The sequence below is a fragment of the Janthinobacterium sp. GW822-FHT07H11 genome (assembly GCF_058798615.1).
The window spans coordinates 3,523,295-3,537,772 of the sequence record NZ_CM179507.1 but is presented as its reverse complement, the minus strand read 5'-3'; the positions used below and the strand labels follow the sequence as shown (position 1 = coordinate 3,537,772).

Annotated in this window: 14 protein-coding genes; 8 read left to right on the top strand and 6 right to left on the bottom strand. The window is 61.7% G+C overall.

Going from position 1 to position 14,478, the window contains the following annotated elements:
* The first annotated feature begins 237 nt into the window (after window positions 1–237).
* The 3 genes from AC3RCJ_RS15520 (at window position 238) to AC3RCJ_RS15510 (ending at window position 4,089) form a co-directional block, all read left to right on the top strand.
* Window positions 238–1,215 carry a VirK/YbjX family protein gene (locus AC3RCJ_RS15520; RefSeq protein WP_492962858.1) on the top strand — a complete coding sequence of 326 codons (978 nt, stop codon included), beginning with the start codon at window positions 238–240 and terminating at the stop codon, window positions 1,213–1,215.
* A gap of 23 nt (window positions 1,216–1,238) precedes the next feature.
* Complete coding sequence (locus AC3RCJ_RS15515; RefSeq protein ID WP_492962856.1) at window positions 1,239–2,612, top strand: serine hydrolase; 1,374 nt, start codon at window positions 1,239–1,241, stop codon at window positions 2,610–2,612.
* A gap of 124 nt (window positions 2,613–2,736) precedes the next feature.
* Window positions 2,737–4,089 carry a serine hydrolase domain-containing protein gene (locus AC3RCJ_RS15510; protein WP_492962854.1) on the top strand — a complete coding sequence of 451 codons (1,353 nt, stop codon included), beginning with the start codon at window positions 2,737–2,739 and terminating at the stop codon, window positions 4,087–4,089.
* 161 nt (window positions 4,090–4,250) lie between these two features.
* On the opposite strand, the gene AC3RCJ_RS15505 is transcribed toward AC3RCJ_RS15510, so the two are convergent.
* The 4 genes from AC3RCJ_RS15505 to AC3RCJ_RS15490 all read right to left on the bottom strand — a co-directional run bounded on the left by AC3RCJ_RS15505 (window position 4,251) and on the right by AC3RCJ_RS15490 (window position 9,567).
* Complete coding sequence (locus tag AC3RCJ_RS15505; protein ID WP_492962852.1) at window positions 4,251–5,966, bottom strand: DUF262 domain-containing protein; 1,716 nt, start codon at window positions 5,964–5,966, stop codon at window positions 4,251–4,253.
* A gap of 69 nt (window positions 5,967–6,035) precedes the next feature.
* Window positions 6,036–6,392: a hypothetical protein gene (locus tag AC3RCJ_RS15500; protein WP_492962850.1), complete on the bottom strand. Its 357-nt coding sequence runs from the start codon at window positions 6,390–6,392 to the stop codon at window positions 6,036–6,038.
* Window positions 6,389–7,957, bottom strand: coding sequence for an EAL domain-containing protein (locus tag AC3RCJ_RS15495; RefSeq protein ID WP_492962848.1), 1,569 nt, complete (start codon window positions 7,955–7,957; stop codon window positions 6,389–6,391). The genes AC3RCJ_RS15500 and AC3RCJ_RS15495 overlap by 4 nt, the downstream gene beginning before the upstream one ends.
* Before the next feature lie 92 nt (window positions 7,958–8,049).
* Complete coding sequence (locus AC3RCJ_RS15490; protein WP_492962846.1) at window positions 8,050–9,567, bottom strand: MFS transporter; 1,518 nt, start codon at window positions 9,565–9,567, stop codon at window positions 8,050–8,052.
* 84 nt (window positions 9,568–9,651) lie between these two features.
* On the opposite strand from AC3RCJ_RS15490, the gene AC3RCJ_RS15485 reads away from it, so the two are divergent.
* Entirely contained in the window at window positions 9,652–10,527 is an 876-nt protein-coding gene (locus tag AC3RCJ_RS15485) for a LysR family transcriptional regulator (RefSeq protein ID WP_492962844.1), read from the top strand.
* 8 nt (window positions 10,528–10,535) lie between these two features.
* Here AC3RCJ_RS15485 and AC3RCJ_RS15480 read toward each other — a convergent pair whose 3' ends face one another.
* Window positions 10,536–11,105, bottom strand: a complete 570-nt coding sequence (locus tag AC3RCJ_RS15480) for a helix-turn-helix domain-containing protein (RefSeq protein WP_492962842.1) — start codon at window positions 11,103–11,105, stop codon at window positions 10,536–10,538.
* 91 nt (window positions 11,106–11,196) lie between these two features.
* Between AC3RCJ_RS15480 and AC3RCJ_RS15475 the strand changes: the two genes are divergently transcribed.
* Window positions 11,197–11,727 (top strand): GNAT family N-acetyltransferase, encoded by a 531-nt coding sequence (locus AC3RCJ_RS15475; protein WP_492962840.1) that lies wholly within the window; start codon window positions 11,197–11,199, stop codon window positions 11,725–11,727.
* 13 nt (window positions 11,728–11,740) lie between these two features.
* On the opposite strand, the gene AC3RCJ_RS15470 is transcribed toward AC3RCJ_RS15475, so the two are convergent.
* A complete protein-coding gene (locus AC3RCJ_RS15470) occupies window positions 11,741–12,931 on the bottom strand; it encodes a low temperature requirement protein A (protein WP_492962838.1) in 1,191 nt (396 codons plus the stop codon).
* Window positions 12,932–13,120: 189 nt separating this feature from the next.
* On the opposite strand from AC3RCJ_RS15470, the gene AC3RCJ_RS15465 reads away from it, so the two are divergent.
* The 3 genes from AC3RCJ_RS15465 (at window position 13,121) to AC3RCJ_RS15455 (ending at window position 14,477) form a co-directional block, all read left to right on the top strand.
* Entirely contained in the window at window positions 13,121–13,579 is a 459-nt protein-coding gene (locus AC3RCJ_RS15465) for a hypothetical protein (protein WP_492962836.1), read from the top strand.
* A 65-nt stretch (window positions 13,580–13,644) separates the two neighbouring features.
* Window positions 13,645–13,815, top strand: coding sequence for a hypothetical protein (locus AC3RCJ_RS15460; protein ID WP_492962834.1), 171 nt, complete (start codon window positions 13,645–13,647; stop codon window positions 13,813–13,815).
* A gap of 284 nt (window positions 13,816–14,099) precedes the next feature.
* A complete protein-coding gene (locus AC3RCJ_RS15455) occupies window positions 14,100–14,477 on the top strand; it encodes a hypothetical protein (protein ID WP_492962832.1) in 378 nt (125 codons plus the stop codon).
* Window position 14,478: the final 1 nt, after the last annotated feature.

The following is a 14,478-nucleotide window of genomic DNA, read 5'->3' as shown; positions in this document are numbered from 1 at the left end:
TGCTGGCAGGTCATCAGGAGCGCGGACAAGGCGTGAGGAGGACGCGTGGCGAGCCACGCGACGACGATCAACGCAGTCCCCGCTTCTGAGGGGGCCAGCAGGGGATGTATTCATCTACTGGGATAGGCTCTAACCCCCCGTGGGAATAGCTTCTTAATATGAAATTCACCTGGCCCGCGTAGCATTCAGATTGGCAAGGCTCTCATCGTGCAGCGCCTGCCATTTTCCGGTTCAATCATGAATGACATCGCTTTAACCCTGCGCAACAGCGCCGTCCTGCCGCAGCGCGCCGGCGGGCACCGCCTGAAAGCGGCCCTGGGCGCCCTGTTCTTCCCCCGCCAGCGCGCGCGCTGGCAGGCGTTTCTTGGCAGCATGCCGGGCATGGCGGCGCTGGCGCAGCTGTATCCCTGCCTGCGCTACAAGATCTACCGCCCCTACGCTTCGCGCCAGCTCGGTTGCACGGCGCGCCTGGCCTTGCTGGAAGGCCATTACCGCTTCCTGTGGCAAGCCGGGGCGCGCCCGCTGGTCGAACGGGCCGCGCGCCAGCCCGTGCTGCTGGCCGCGTTCGAGGGCAAGGATGAGGCCCTGTACCGTTTGCAGCTGACGGCCATCCACGACAGCTACCGCGAAGGCGAACTGTGCCTGCGGCTGACGCGCAACGGCCTGCCCCTGTACCTGGCCAGCTTCCTGTTCACGCCGCGTGCCGATGGCGTTTCCATCCAGCTCGGCGCGCTGCAGGGCGTGCGCTCGGATGCCGGCGCGCTGGCCGTCAAGGGCGCCACGCGGGCGCTGCACGGCTGCCGCCCGAAAAACCTGATGGTGACGGCCCTGCGTGATTTTGGCGATTTTTTTGCCTGCAATAATCTGTTTTTAATTTGCAATGACAACCGCATCGCCCTGAATGCCCGGCGCCGCCGCCATATCGCCGCCGACTACGACCTGGCCTGGCGCGAACTGCACGCCTTGCCCATGCGCGACGGCAACTATTACCTGCCCTGCGCGGCCTGCCGGACGCCCGACCTGGCCGAGCTACCCTCGAAAAAGCGCGCCGACGCGCGCCGCCGTGGCGCCATGCTGGAAGGTATGGCGGCCGATATGCGCGCGCAATTGGCATGCTTCCTGGACACGCCTGCGGCGAGCGCGGAGATGCCAAGCGATACACCTTGCTCAAACAGCCACACTGGCGCTGGCGATGATATGCTTTCCTCCCATTAATCATTTTTCCGACGGAAATAACCATGCTCCCACGCTTGCGCCCTCTGCTGTTATCCATGCTGTCGCTGTCCGCTGGCGGCGCCCTGGCCGCGCCCACCCTCGATGCGAACGTGCGGGAACGGGCCGAAACACTGGTGCGTGACGGCAAGCATGCGAGCCTGGTCATCGCCGTCATCGACGGCAAGGACAGCGCCGTCTACGGTTTCGGCCGCGCGCGGCCCGGCGAGGCGGGCGTGCCCGATGCCGACACCGTGTATGAAATCGGCTCCGTGACAAAAACCATGACGGGCCTGCTGCTGGCCGACGCCATCGTGGCGGGCAAGGCGCAGCTGGCGCAGCCCGTGGCGCAATTGCTGCCCGCCTACGCCATCCCCGCGCTGGACGGCCAGCAAATCACCGTGGCCCGGCTGGCCACGCATTTTTCCGGCCTGCCGCGCCTGCCCGCCAACCTGGCCCCGGCCGACATGCGCAATCCCTACGCCGACTATACGCCGGCGCTGCTGCAAGCCTTCCTGGCCGGCCACCAGCTGGCCCGCGCGCCGGGCGCCGCGTATGAATATTCGAACCTCGCGTATGGCTTGCTGGGCACGGCCCTGGCCACGCAGGCCAACATGTCCTACGAAGAACTGCTGCAAGGGCGCATTTTCCGTCCGCTGGGCATGGCCAGCAGCTCGACGGTGACGCCACCCGCCCTGCGCGCGCGCCTGGCGCCGGGCCACCTGGCCGACGGCAAGCCGGCGGCAAACTGGGATTTCCAGGCCATCGCGGGGGCCGGTGCCGTGCGCTCCAGCGCGCGCGACATGATTGCCTATATGCAATCGTATATGCGGGCAAGCAGTCCCGCGCAGCAACTGGCCGTGCAGCCGCGCCAGGTGCTGGCCGGCGAAGGCGATGGCGACGGCGTGAAAAAGATCGGCCTGGCGTGGATGCTCGACCAGGTCAAGGGCCAGGCTTTTGCCTGGCATAACGGGCAGACGGGCGGCTATGCCAGCTTTGCCGGCTACACGCTTGATGGCAAACGGGGCGTGGTGGTGCTGAGCAATACCGCGCGCGACGTCGATGCGCTGGGCGTGGGCGTGCTGCTGCCCGGCAGCCTGCCGCCGCCGGCCGGCCCGGCGCCGAAGGAAATCGCCATCGCCCCGGCCGAGCTGGCCCAATATGCGGGCCAGTATGCGCTGGCGCCCACGTTTGTCCTCAGCGTGCGCCAGGGTCCCGACGGCTTGCTGGTGGGCGCCACCGGCCAGGGCGAAGCGCCCGTGTACGCGAGTGCGAAAGACACCTTCTTTTACAAGGTGGTCGAAGCACAACTGGTATTTCAGCGCGACGCCCAGGGCGCCATCACGGGCGTCGTCCTGCACCAGAATGGCCAGGCGATGCCGGGCAAGCGCAAACCTTAGCAAACGGGCAAGAATGGCATAAAACTCAGACAACCTTCATGTTGGCGCCGTATACTTGCCCAGGCATGCCAGCCGCCTTATCCAGGCGCCGGCATGCCTACGGCCCACCCTGGACAAGGTTCCCATGATACCCGCTTACACCCTCCTCCCCCTTTGCCTGCTCGGCGGCGCCGTCCTGGCCGCGCCCGTCCTCGACGACGCCGTGCGCCAGCGCGCGGACGAACTGACGCGCACGGGCATGCACGCCAGCATCGTCATCGCCGTGATCGACGGCAAGGACAGCGCCGTCTACGGCTTTGGCAGCGCGCATCCACGCAAGAGCGCCAAGCCGGGCGCCGACACCGTCTACCAGATCGGTTCCATCAGCAAGACCATGACGGCCTTGCTGCTGGCCGACGCCGTCATCGAAGGCAAGGCAAAGCTCGACGCGCCGGTGGCGGCCCTGTTGCCGGGCTATACGCTGCCAGCCTTCGATGGCAAGCAGATCAGCCTGCTAGACCTGGCCACGCACACCTCGGGGCTGCCGCGCCTGCCCGACAATTTCGCGCCGCAAGACCCGGCCAACCCGTATGCGGACTACACGGAAGCGAAGCAGCGGCAGTTTCTCGCCGCCTACCGCCTGCCCCGTGCGCCGGGCACGGCATTTGACTATTCGAACATCGGCTATGCCGTGCTGGGCACGGCCCTGGCGGCGCAGGCCGGCAGCAGCTATGAAGCGCTGCTGCGCGCGCGCATCGCCGTGCCGCTGGGCATGCGTTCGACCGCGATCACGCCCTCGGCCGGCATGCTGGCGCGCCTGGCGCCCGGCCATTTGCTGTCGGGCGAGGCCACGCCCGCCTGGGAGCTGAACGTGGTGGCGCCGGCCGGCGGCGTGTATGCGAGCGCGCGCGACATGGTCGCCTATCTGCAAGCCTACATGTTCAAGCCGCTGCGCCCGTACGCGCTGGCGCTTCAGCCGCAGCGTCCGCTGGCGGCCGACAGCGACACGAAAATCGGCCTGGCCTGGCTGCTGGAGCAGCGGCAGGGTCACAGCTACGCCTGGCACAGCGGCCAGACGGGCGGCTACGCCAGCTATGCGGCGTTCACGACGGATGGCAAGCGGGGCGTGGTGGTGTTGACGAATACGGCGCGCGACGTCGATGCGCTGGGTTTGTCCGCCCTGCTGCCCGGCACGCCCTTGCCGCCGCTGAAAAAGCCCGGCGTGGCCATCGCCATGACGCGCGCGGCATTGGCCGAGTATGTGGGCACGTATCCGCTGGACAAGGATTTCACATTGACGGTCAGCCTGGGCAAGCATGGCCTGGAAGCGGCCGGCACCGGCGTCGGCTCGGCACCCCTGTTCGCCAGCGCCAAGGACCGGTTCTTCTTCCGCGCCATCGAAGCGGAACTGGCGTTTACGCGCGACGCGGCGGGCAAGATCGCCGCCGCCGTGCTGACGCAAGGCGGGCAGGACGTGGTCTTGCCGCGCAAGCCGTAATAAGACCTGTAGGCCTGGTCTTATATCTGCAATCTTTAAGCAATAGCAATTCTCACGCTAATGCATAAATACTAGATAAAAATTATTTCCTATGTACCGTTTAATAAAGTATCTAACCACAATGAAAAATAATTAATACCGCTGCATAAAAAAGTAAATTTCTAGAGTTGAACACTATTATAAAGATGTTGCGCAATACTTCTTGCCCTATCTTGAACTCCAGAATTTCCGGAAAATTTCTCCCCAACCAAAGCCTTGGCCAATGGATAGCCCTTCCCCTCTAATTTCCTAATTTTCTCAGAAACTGTTAAATTCATAAGCTCTTCTGAATTTGTTTTTTCATCAACCAACAATAGATTTCCAATGCTGCCAACAACATCAGAACTTTGCCCATCCTTCATAGCCGACTCTGAAATTATATGCTCAATACTCATTGATTCATGATTAATATCAATTCCGCCAAACTTATCGCCGAATTGTTTTGATAGGCAATACTTAATAATCCCTTTATTTTTTGTCTTACTAGACAAATAAGATAACTCCAAAAACTTCACCTCAAATTCCTCATATTGCGGCAATTTTGTCTTCAAGGAATAAAAGAGGCTTGATATAATAGCCTGAATATCATCATTTCCTTTCGCCCCGGTTAGCGAAATCGCGTGGCTTGAATAAGTCGTAGCGATAACTCCTGACGATCTCTGCGAAGTAACAGCATTGAACACAAAATGAAAATATTCTAGCTTTCTAAGGCATGTCTTTAAATTTCTTAAGGTTAGTCGTTTTTCATAATAGGCTCGCAACAGAGCCAACGTCATAGATGATTGTTGTTTTACCTTAAACAATCTTAATGCCTTAAGGGATTCTCTGACATCAGTTTCTTCCCTGCTCCACTCATGGGCACCAGGATCGATTAATTTGCAATAAATAGCTGCCGCATGATTTAATTTTTTAAGCAAATCATTCGCATTCTTTTCATCCTCGGATACAAATTTTGAAATTTCTGAGAATAATTTCTTGTCAGTAGTGTAGTTGTATTCGGATATCCAAAAATGCAAGAGAAATGAGTCAATTATTTCCGATTCACTTGCGTCATCGAATTTTCTAATCAATGAATTCCAAGACTCTTTCGCCGAATCCAACTTCGCGTTACCTTCCTTTATCTTACTTAGCAATAGATTTTTCACCAAATCCGACGTGCGCAAATCACGCCCTCGAGCGTTTAAGGTTTCAAATATCAGATGTGCATCACTTTTATTGTCTAATTGAATAAAAACAAGCTTTAAAGATAGTACCTTATCTCGAATTTCTTTTAATTTTAAAATTGGATCAGGAACTTCTACCGGAAACATATTTATTTGTCCGCCGCTTTCGGAATTGGAGGTTGGAACTTCGTCCTCCAATCGCGCACAAATAATCTCAAATGCGTTTTTTAGCTTTTGCTCCTCAATGCCCACATCACAATCTATTTTTAAACCATTGAAAGATTGAATGTGATCTTGAAGATAAGGAAATGATGTGTCGGCATCTAAAATAAACTCGGCCTCATTATCTATATTTGGCTGCTCAACAAATTTATGCACACCTTTTGCCAGATTATCCTCACCTAGTCTCAAAAAGGAATTTCTTATTGCTGACAAAATGAGAGTAATAGTCGTTAATCTCTGTTGGCCATCGACAATTCCAAAATATGGCTTTCTTTCCTGATAAACGACCATCGATCCAATAAAATAATTCTCTGAAACATCATTAATTATATCGTTCCAAAAATTTTCCACCTCATCTCTTTCCCAAGAATAAGGACGTTGAAAACGCGGAATCTGGAAATATCCTAGTGAGAAAATGTCTTGTATTTGCTTGTCGTGGGCTTCAATTTTCATCTGGGTTGGACTTGAAATTTAATAAATTTTAGGGCGGTGAGAAAGAATATTTTTCGTCTGCAATGATGCCTATGATATCTCACCATCAAGCATATAGCTTTCGATTACTTTTATCAATTCAAGCCGGGATTTTGTTCTAAATTCGCCTAAAAATTCTTCAGAATTCGTTTTTTTCTTGCTTTGGCCATCAAATACTACTTTACAAAATTCGACAACGAACTCGCCATCGGGATCGTCTTCCGGCTCGAAGTGGGAATTGAAGCAGTGACCGCTGTCGCGGCTATGGCCCCACAGCAGCAGCGCGCTGCTGAACCATTGCATGGTGTCCGGACCCGGCTCGACCTCGAACAGGGTGTTGACGGTGATATGCCAGCCGCCGGGCACGCGCAGCGGCTGCAAGGGATAGGGAAAGCGTGGCTGTTTCATGTGGACGAAGGCAGGCGGCGGCTTGCGTAAAAGGCGAGGAAGTCCAAGGCCGGCAGCGCTTTCGCAAACAGCCAGCCCTGACCGAATTCGACCTTGCGTTCGCGCAAATAGTCGGCTTGCTGCTGCGTTTCGATGCCTTCGGCCACGATCAGCATGTTCAGGGTGCGGGCCATGTCGATGATGTGCGGCGTGACGCTGCTGGTGGCCGCGTCCGTGCCGATGGTGTCGACGAAGGATTTGTCGATTTTCAGGGCGTCGAGCGGCAGGTTTTGCAGGCTCGACAGGCTGGAATATCCCGTGCCGAAGTCGTCGATGGCCACGGCATGGCCGCGGGCACGGGCCTTTTCGATGGTGGCGCGCGCCGCTTCCACGTTGATGAAGCCCCGCTCCGTCGCTTCCAGCCAGATCTGCTGCGCTTCGATGCCCGTGCCGGCCAGGGCCCGCTCGAGCACGTCGAGCACCCGGCCCGTCTCGATGTCGCTGGCGCACAGGTTGATGGCGATGTGCAGCGCGCGGTCGGCCAGCAGCGCGGTGCGCAGGTCGGTGATGACGCAGGCGATCACCTGGTCCGTGATGGGCAGGATGAGCTCGCTTTCCTCGGCCACGGGGATGAACAGGTCGGGCCGTATCATGCTGCCGTCGGGACGGCGCCAGCGTATCAGCGCCTCGGCGCCCACGCACACGCCCGTGTCCAGCGCAATAATCGGTTGATAATGGACAAAGAATTCGCGTCGCTCGACCGCCGTTTCCAGTTCGCCGCGCAAGGACAGGCGGCGGCGCGACAGCCACACGACGATGCCGACGATGAAGGCGGCCATCAGCAGGCCCATGGGCAGGAGCAGCAGCTGTTCGCGCCGCAGCCTGTCGTCGAGCTTGCTGCGCGGCTCGATCATGACGGCCGTCAAGCCATCGCGGTACAGCATCGCATGGATGCTGTCATCGTGCGCGGCGGCGCCCGTCGCGGGCTGGCCGTCGAGCAGGGCCTGCACGGCGGCCGGGTCGGGGTGATGCAGGGTGTCGAGCACGCCGCGCTTGCCGATGGCCACGGCCATCTGGATGTCGCTGTCGACGATGACGTCGGAAAAGCGCACGGGATCGATCAGCACCTTGTAGGCGCGGTAGGACAGGCCCACCATGCGCTTGCCGCCGCTGACGACGGGCCGCAAATTGAAATCGATGCCCATGCCGTCGGCCATGGTGAAGTCGGCAGGCGTGACAGCGATGCGCGCCTCTTCGAGTCCCGTGGACGTGCATTTGAGCAAGCCGTTTTCCACATAGCCGATATCGTCGATGCTGCGCGTGGTGATGGTGATGCGGCGCAATTGCTGGATATGCGCGTCCGAGCACGGCGCCAGCGCCAGCGCATCGGCGCTGCGCAGGGCCACGCCGGCCGAGGCGATCGAGCGGTGGGCCCGTTCGAGCGCATAGCCGGCCAGCAGGCGCAGGCGTTCCTGCTCGCCCGCCAGGGCGCGCACGGACGACAGGTAGAAGGCCAGGCTCAGGGGAGCGGCCACGCCGATGACGGCGACCAGCACGCTGGTCACGATAATGCGTTTTCTGCGCATGCGGATACCTGTGGTAGTTATATGATTGCTATGTATTGCTCGATGGCATCATATTACAAGTGCGGCCCGCGCACGCGCATCTTGTTGAACAGTTACACTTTTCCCGCTGCCTGCGCGGTGGGCAACTCGGGCCGCGCCAGCACGAACACCAGCGCCGCCACCACGGCCGCCAGCCCGCCGGCCAGGTACAGTACGCTGGCAAAGCCGTCGATGAAGGCGTGCCGGGCCGCCTCCTGCGCCACGGCCTGCAGCGCGGGCGGCAGCTGGCCGAAGGCGTCGGCCGCATTGCCGGCGACGATGCGCCCTATCATCTCGGGCGAAGCCTTCAAGCCGTGCAGCCACGCCAGTTGCTCGAACGAGGCGGCCGTGCGCATGGCCAGCACGGCGCCCAGCGCGCCGACGGCCAGCACGATGCCGACGAAGCGCGTGGTGGTGCTGATGCCCGAGCCCATGCCCGTGCGTTCACGGGGAATGCAGGCGAGGATGGCCTTTTGCGTCGTGCCGTTGAGCAGTCCGGCGCCCGCCCCCGTGACGACCATGCCGGCCGCCACCCAGCCGTATTGCAGGCTGGCGGCGGCAACGGCGCTTGCGATATTGCCCACGGCGACGATCAGCAAGCCCGTCACCAGGATGCCGCGATCATCGAGCACCCGCATGGCGCGCGGCGCCAGCCTTGACAACACCACCATGGCGACGGCGAACGGCAGCATGGCGCAGCCGGCCAGCACGGCGGAAAAGCCGAAGGCGTTCTGCAGGTACAGCGGCAAGAAGGTCATCATCACTTGCGCGGCGATGGCATAGCCGAACATGCCCAGCACGGCGCCGACGAACACGCGCCGGCCAAACAGGCTCAAATCGACCATGGGCGCGCGCTGGCGCCGCTCCACCAGCACGAAGACGGCCAGCAGCGCGGCGCCCGCCGCGAAGCGCAGCATGGTGGCATGGCTGGCCCAGCCCGCCACGCTGGCGTCGATCAAGCCCCAGATGATGCAGAACAGGCCGGCGGAGAACAACACGGCGCCCGCCGGGTCGAAGCTGGCGTTCGAGGCATCCTTCGACTCGTCCACGTGCTTGCCCACCAGCCACATCAAGATGGCGACGACGGGCAGGTTCAGGTAGAAAATCCAGCGCCAGTTGATGGCGCTCGTGACCAGCCCGCCCAAGAGCGGCGCCACCGTCATGGCCACGCCCATGGCCGCGCCCCACACGGACCAGGCGCGCGCCCTCTCCTTTTCCGCGTGAAAGGTGTGGCCGATGACGGCCAGCGCGGACGTCAGCAGCAGCGCCGCACCGAGTCCCTTGACGGCGCGCGCCACGTTGAGCACGAACGGCGTCCACGCCAGGCCGCACAGCAGCGAGGCCAGCGCGAACACGGCCAGGCCATACAGCATCACCCTGCGGCGTCCCAGGCGGTCGGCGATGCTGCCAGCCGGCAACAGGAACGAGGCGAACGCCAGCATGTAGGCGCTGACCACCCATTCCACGTCGACGAAGCTGGCGTTCAGGCTGCGGGCGATCGACGGCAGCGAGACGGCGACGACGTTGGTGTCGAGCATGATCAGCGCGCACACGCCCGAGCACGTATATAAAGTCCAGTTGGTATTTTTCATGCCTGTATTTTAAGCAGGCTTGTATTATTTCCTGTTATAAGACAAGCGCCTTATAATTTACTCATGGTGAATACAGAAAAAGACATGGAATTGCGGCACTTCCGCTGCGTGCTGGCCGTCGCGCACAGCCTGCACTTCGCGCGGGCGGCGGCGGAACTGGGCATTTCGCCGCCCGCGCTGACCAAGCAGGTGCAGGAAACGGAACAGCTGCTGGGCACGCGCTTGTTCCAGCGCAGCAAGCGCGCCGTGGCCCTGACGGCGGCCGGCGAACTGTTCGTCATCGAGGCGCGGCGGGCGCTGGAGCAGCTGGCGCAGGCGCAGGAAGTGGCGCGGCGCGCCGGACGGGGCGAGCTGGGACGGCTGGAGATCGGCTACGTGGCTTCGGCCGCATACTCAGGCGTGCTGCAGGGCCAGTTCGCCCGCTTTCGCGCCAGCCACCCGGGCATCCGCATCGGCGCGCGCGAGTATGCGATGGAGGCGCTGCCCGCGCTGCTGGACCAGGGCCGGCTGGACCTGGCCTTCGTGCGCCCGCCCCTGCAGCTGCCAGACGGACTCGACAGCGTGGTCTTGCTGCGCGACCGCTTCGTGCTGGCCGTGCAGGCCGACAGCGCGCTGGCGCGCCAGCAGCAGGTGACGCCGGCGGCGCTGGCGCAGCAGGCCTTCATCGTGCCGGAACAGGAACTGGGCACCCTGGAAGTGAGCCGGCGCGGCGGCTTTGCGGCGCAGGTGGTGTCGCGCCCGGGCAGCCTGGTGGCCGTGCTGACGGAAGTGTCGCTGGGCGTGGGCTGCGCCATCGTGCCCCATGCCGTGATGGCCAGCGTGCAATTGCCCGGCGTGTGCTTCCGCGAGCTGGCAGCCCCGCAGATCAGTTCGGAAATCGCCGTGGCCTTCCGCCGCCACGAACAGGCGCCCGCCGCGCGCGCCTTCATTGCCCAGCTGCGCGCGGCGGCCATTGCCTAAAATAGCCGTCAGGCGCTCTTCAAGACGGCCACGGCGTAGGTGCAAGCGGCGGCCGTTTCATTGCGGAACACGCAGTCGGCCGGCGGACCCAGTTCCAAGCAGTCGCCCTCGTCCAGCACGTGGCGCGTCTCGCCTTCGAGGAAGACGAGGCTGCCGCTCAGCGACCAGATCAGCTGGCGCCGCGCCACATAGGCGGCGGCCGGCATGGCCACCACGGCGCCCGGCGGCAAGGTAATGTGCACGAGGTCGAGCGGCATGTCGGACGCGGGCGACACGTGGCGCCGCACATAGCCGCTCTGCGGGTCGATCCACACGGGCTGCTCAAGCTTGCGCAGCAAGCGTCCCGCGCGCATCTCGGCGCGGGCGATCAGTTCGGACATGCTCAGGCCAAAGGCGCCCGACAGCCGCGCCAGCAAGGTGGCCGTGGGGCTGCAGTCGCCGCGCTCCACCTTGTGCACCATCGCGCGCGACACGCCCGAGCGGGCCGCCAGCTGCGTCAGCGACCAGCCCAGGCTTTCCCGCTCGGTGCGCACCCTGGCCCCGATGCGCTGGTTCAATTCGTCTGGTTTAGTGGACATGTATCGAGTTCCATTCGGATTTTATTGGACAAGGCGTGGGAGGCCATCTATGATTTGTCCATTATAGTAGACGACTAGCAAGGAGATCAACATGCCCATACGCGATGCCCACGCGGGCGACATCGAGGCCATCACGGCCATCTACAACGATGCCGTCAGCCATACCCTGGCCATCTGGAATGAACGCACGGTCGATGCGGCCAACCGCGCCGCCTGGCTGGCCGAGCGCCAGCGGGCCGGCTATCCGGTGCTCGTCGCCATCGATGCGGAAGGGACGGTCGCAGGCTACGCCTCGTTCGGCGACTGGCGCCCGTTCGAGGGTTTCCGGCATACGGTCGAGCATTCCGTGTATGTGCGCGCCGACAGGCGCGGCGCCGGCGTCGGCAAGGCCTTGATGGGGGAATTGATTACGCGGGCGCGCGGCCTGGGCAAGCACGTGATGGTGGCGGGCATCGAGGCGGGCAATGCCGGTTCGATCGCCCTGCACAAGCAGCTGGGCTTCGCGGAAGTGGGCTTGATGCGCCAGGTGGGCACCAAGTTCGGCGCCTGGCTGGACCTGGCATTCTTGCAGCTGCAGCTCGACACGCGCAGCGATCCGGACGGCATTGCGCCGCCCGGTTGAGGTCAAGCAAAGGTCAGGGGTCGATCTCCGGCGGCGGGCGGCGCAGCGCCATGTGTTCCCACACGGCCACCAGGACCAGCACGCAGCTGGTGATGCAGGCCAGGGTCAACGGCGAATACAGGCGTCCATACGCCATCGGGATCAGCGCCAGGATGATCAATATGCCCAGCAGATGCGACAGCGGTGGCGCGGCGCGCTCGCTGCTGACCCATTTGAATAGCGCATTGCCCAGCAGATACAGGATCGGGCCGCCCAGCAAGGCGCTGATGCCGGCGAAGCTGGCCTCGTCCGGATGCACGAGGGCCAGTTCATCGGCCACGGCGGAAACGATCACGCCGCCCACGATCAGCACGTGGATATACGTGTAGGCGATGCGGGCGACGCGGCCCGGGTCCTTCGAATGGACGATGCGGTGGTGGCCCGTTTCGGCACCCGTGTCAAAATAAATCCACCACATGGCGATGCTGCCGGCCAGGGCCGACAAGAAGCCCAGCCAGTTGCCGGGTGTCCATGCCAGTCCCGCGAACGTGGCGCCCGTCACCAGCAGGGATTCACCGAGGGCGATGATGACGAACAGGCCGCAGCGCTCGGCCATGTGGCTGCCATCGACGTCCCAGTCCGCCGTCGACGAACTGCCCAGACCCGGCACGCCGAAGCGCATCCAGGGGCCGGCCAGGTCGATCGCCAGGGCCGCGCCCCACCAGAAGAGGCGCTGCTCGGGCGACGCGATGCCGCCGGCGATCCAGAAGATGCCGGACAACACGGCCCACAGGCTGATGCGCTGGAAATTGCGGCGGCGCGCCAACGCCTCATGGCGCACGGCCCACCAGGCGAACAGGGGACGGCCCACCTGCATGGCCACGTAGGCGGCCGCGAAGCCCAGGCCGCGCGTGCCGAAGGCCTCGGGAATCGAGGCGGACATGATCAGGCCGCCCAGCATCAGCGTAAACAGGCTGATGCGCACGGGAATGCGTTCGGGATCGAGCCAGTTGGTGATCCAGGAAGTAAAAATCCACACCCACCAGACGGCCATCAGCAGCAGGCCCGTCTGCAGCCAGCCCACGGCGCTCAGGTGGGCCAGCAAGCCGTGCGACAGTTGCGTTACCGCAAACACGAACACGAGGTCGAAGAACAGCTCGATCATGCCCACCTTGCCGCTGTCCTGCGCGCCGCGCTGGCGCAGCAGGGAGATGCGATTATTCATTTTTTTCCTTGCATAAATACCGGACCGGCACCCGCGGCGCCAGCCAAAACGCAAGGATGATAGCAGATCAACGTGGCGCCCATGGCAACAAGGCACGGCCTTCCCGCAACGGCCTGGCGCCAGCATCGAGTTGCGCTTGCGGCCGAATGTCGCTACGATGGAACGCATGCGCGGGCCTTCCCCTTCACCATGTACCTGCTGACCTGGCGCGGCCACTGGCTGGCCGCCGCGCTGCTGCTATCGCTCGGGGGCGACGCGCCGGCGCTGGCGCGCCAGCCTGGCGAACCGGTTGCCCCTTGCCGGGCGCCGCAAGGCATGGCGCTGACGGCCAATAGCGATGCCATCGCCACGGCCAGCAACGACCTCAATGACAATACCACGGTGGCGCTGCGCGCCAACGGCACCGCCTACTGGACCGTTCTGTTGTCCACAGGCAATATCCTGCTGCGGCTGGACGCGAACCGCGGCGATGCCGTCGTGACGTTCCAGCAAGGACTGACCCTGCGCTTCCAGGCGCTGGGTCCGCAGCAATATCAAATCCTCATCGATGGACCCATCCTCGACGGCGGCACGCAATACACGCTGACCGGCAAGGTGGTGGCCGTTTTTGAGCGCTGCCCGGCCATGCCCGCCGCGCTTGCCCGATAAGGCCCGGCACCGTCTCGATTTAAACCGCAAACTGTTTATATTCAATTCATTCCATATCAATTTCCATGGATCTTGCCGCCGCGCCGAAAAATCCGGCGCGCCAGCGCCTGACTGCCCGGACGCCCGTTCGGCACGCCGTTCAAACACCGCGCCAGCTGGCGCGCCCTCTGGCGGTGATTATATTTTTTATTAAAAATGCCATTGCCACAATTCGTGAGAATCCGGTAAAAAAATAGGCATAGAATCGCTATTCCTGATGTGGAAAACAGTATCAATATTTTATTTTCCAAGGCGCTAGAAACTATTTTTCCGAATAAGAAAATTTAAAAAACGTATTAATCAATTCGCCTTTGATTAATATCAAATGTTTTATCTGTTTTTTTAAATGACATAGCGTCCCGCCATTTTTAATCGCCTGTCCGCAAGACCGCTTTCCACCGATTTACCCAACTGTCCCGGACCTGTCGGCCACGGGGTACCCAGAGCAAGTGCAGGCCGATATCACTTCATGGAGAATATCATGTCCAACTTACCTCGCGTCGAAGTCACCAACCATACGCTGGGCGCCGGCCAGAGCGTCACCACCAACACCTCGCCCAACAGCCTCGCGCTGGCCATCGCCAGCGGCGACGCCAACAACCAGACCGGCGTGGCCTTCCAATTCCAGGGCCGCATCACGTACTGGAATCCCGGCGTCAGCACCGGTTACACCACCATCAAGCTGGCGAACGACACGGGCAACGCCGTCGTCACGTGGAAAGCCGGCCTGACGGTCACCTACTCGCCGCAAACCACGGGGCTGTACAACGTGCTGCTCGACGGCGAGATCGTCGACAGCGGCAGCGTGTATGTCTATACGGGCTTCGTGCTGGCCTCCTTCACCTCCAACTCGCAGTAAG

Bases quoted from the DNA above. Each gene is read 5' to 3' on its own strand.
- AC3RCJ_RS15505 (WP_492962852.1), bottom strand. From the start codon at position 5,966: ATGAAAATTGAAGCCCACGACAAGCAAATACAAGACATTTTCTCACTA.
- AC3RCJ_RS15510 (WP_492962854.1), top strand. From the start codon at position 2,737: ATGATACCCGCTTACACCCTCCTCCCCCTTTGCCTGCTCGGCGGCGCC.
- AC3RCJ_RS15460 (WP_492962834.1), top strand. From the start codon at position 13,645: ATGGATCTTGCCGCCGCGCCGAAAAATCCGGCGCGCCAGCGCCTGACT.
- AC3RCJ_RS15470 (WP_492962838.1), bottom strand. From the start codon at position 12,931: ATGAATAATCGCATCTCCCTGCTGCGCCAGCGCGGCGCGCAGGACAGC.
- AC3RCJ_RS15485 (WP_492962844.1), top strand. From the start codon at position 9,652: ATGGAATTGCGGCACTTCCGCTGCGTGCTGGCCGTCGCGCACAGCCTG.
- AC3RCJ_RS15480 (WP_492962842.1), bottom strand. From the start codon at position 11,105: ATGTCCACTAAACCAGACGAATTGAACCAGCGCATCGGGGCCAGGGTG.
- AC3RCJ_RS15515 (WP_492962856.1), top strand. From the start codon at position 1,239: ATGCTCCCACGCTTGCGCCCTCTGCTGTTATCCATGCTGTCGCTGTCC.
- AC3RCJ_RS15495 (WP_492962848.1), bottom strand. From the start codon at position 7,957: ATGCGCAGAAAACGCATTATCGTGACCAGCGTGCTGGTCGCCGTCATC.
- AC3RCJ_RS15475 (WP_492962840.1), top strand. From the start codon at position 11,197: ATGCCCATACGCGATGCCCACGCGGGCGACATCGAGGCCATCACGGCC.
- AC3RCJ_RS15465 (WP_492962836.1), top strand. From the start codon at position 13,121: ATGTACCTGCTGACCTGGCGCGGCCACTGGCTGGCCGCCGCGCTGCTG.
- AC3RCJ_RS15490 (WP_492962846.1), bottom strand. From the start codon at position 9,567: ATGAAAAATACCAACTGGACTTTATATACGTGCTCGGGCGTGTGCGCG.
- AC3RCJ_RS15520 (WP_492962858.1), top strand. From the start codon at position 238: ATGAATGACATCGCTTTAACCCTGCGCAACAGCGCCGTCCTGCCGCAG.
- AC3RCJ_RS15455 (WP_492962832.1), top strand. From the start codon at position 14,100: ATGTCCAACTTACCTCGCGTCGAAGTCACCAACCATACGCTGGGCGCC.
- AC3RCJ_RS15500 (WP_492962850.1), bottom strand. From the start codon at position 6,392: ATGAAACAGCCACGCTTTCCCTATCCCTTGCAGCCGCTGCGCGTGCCC.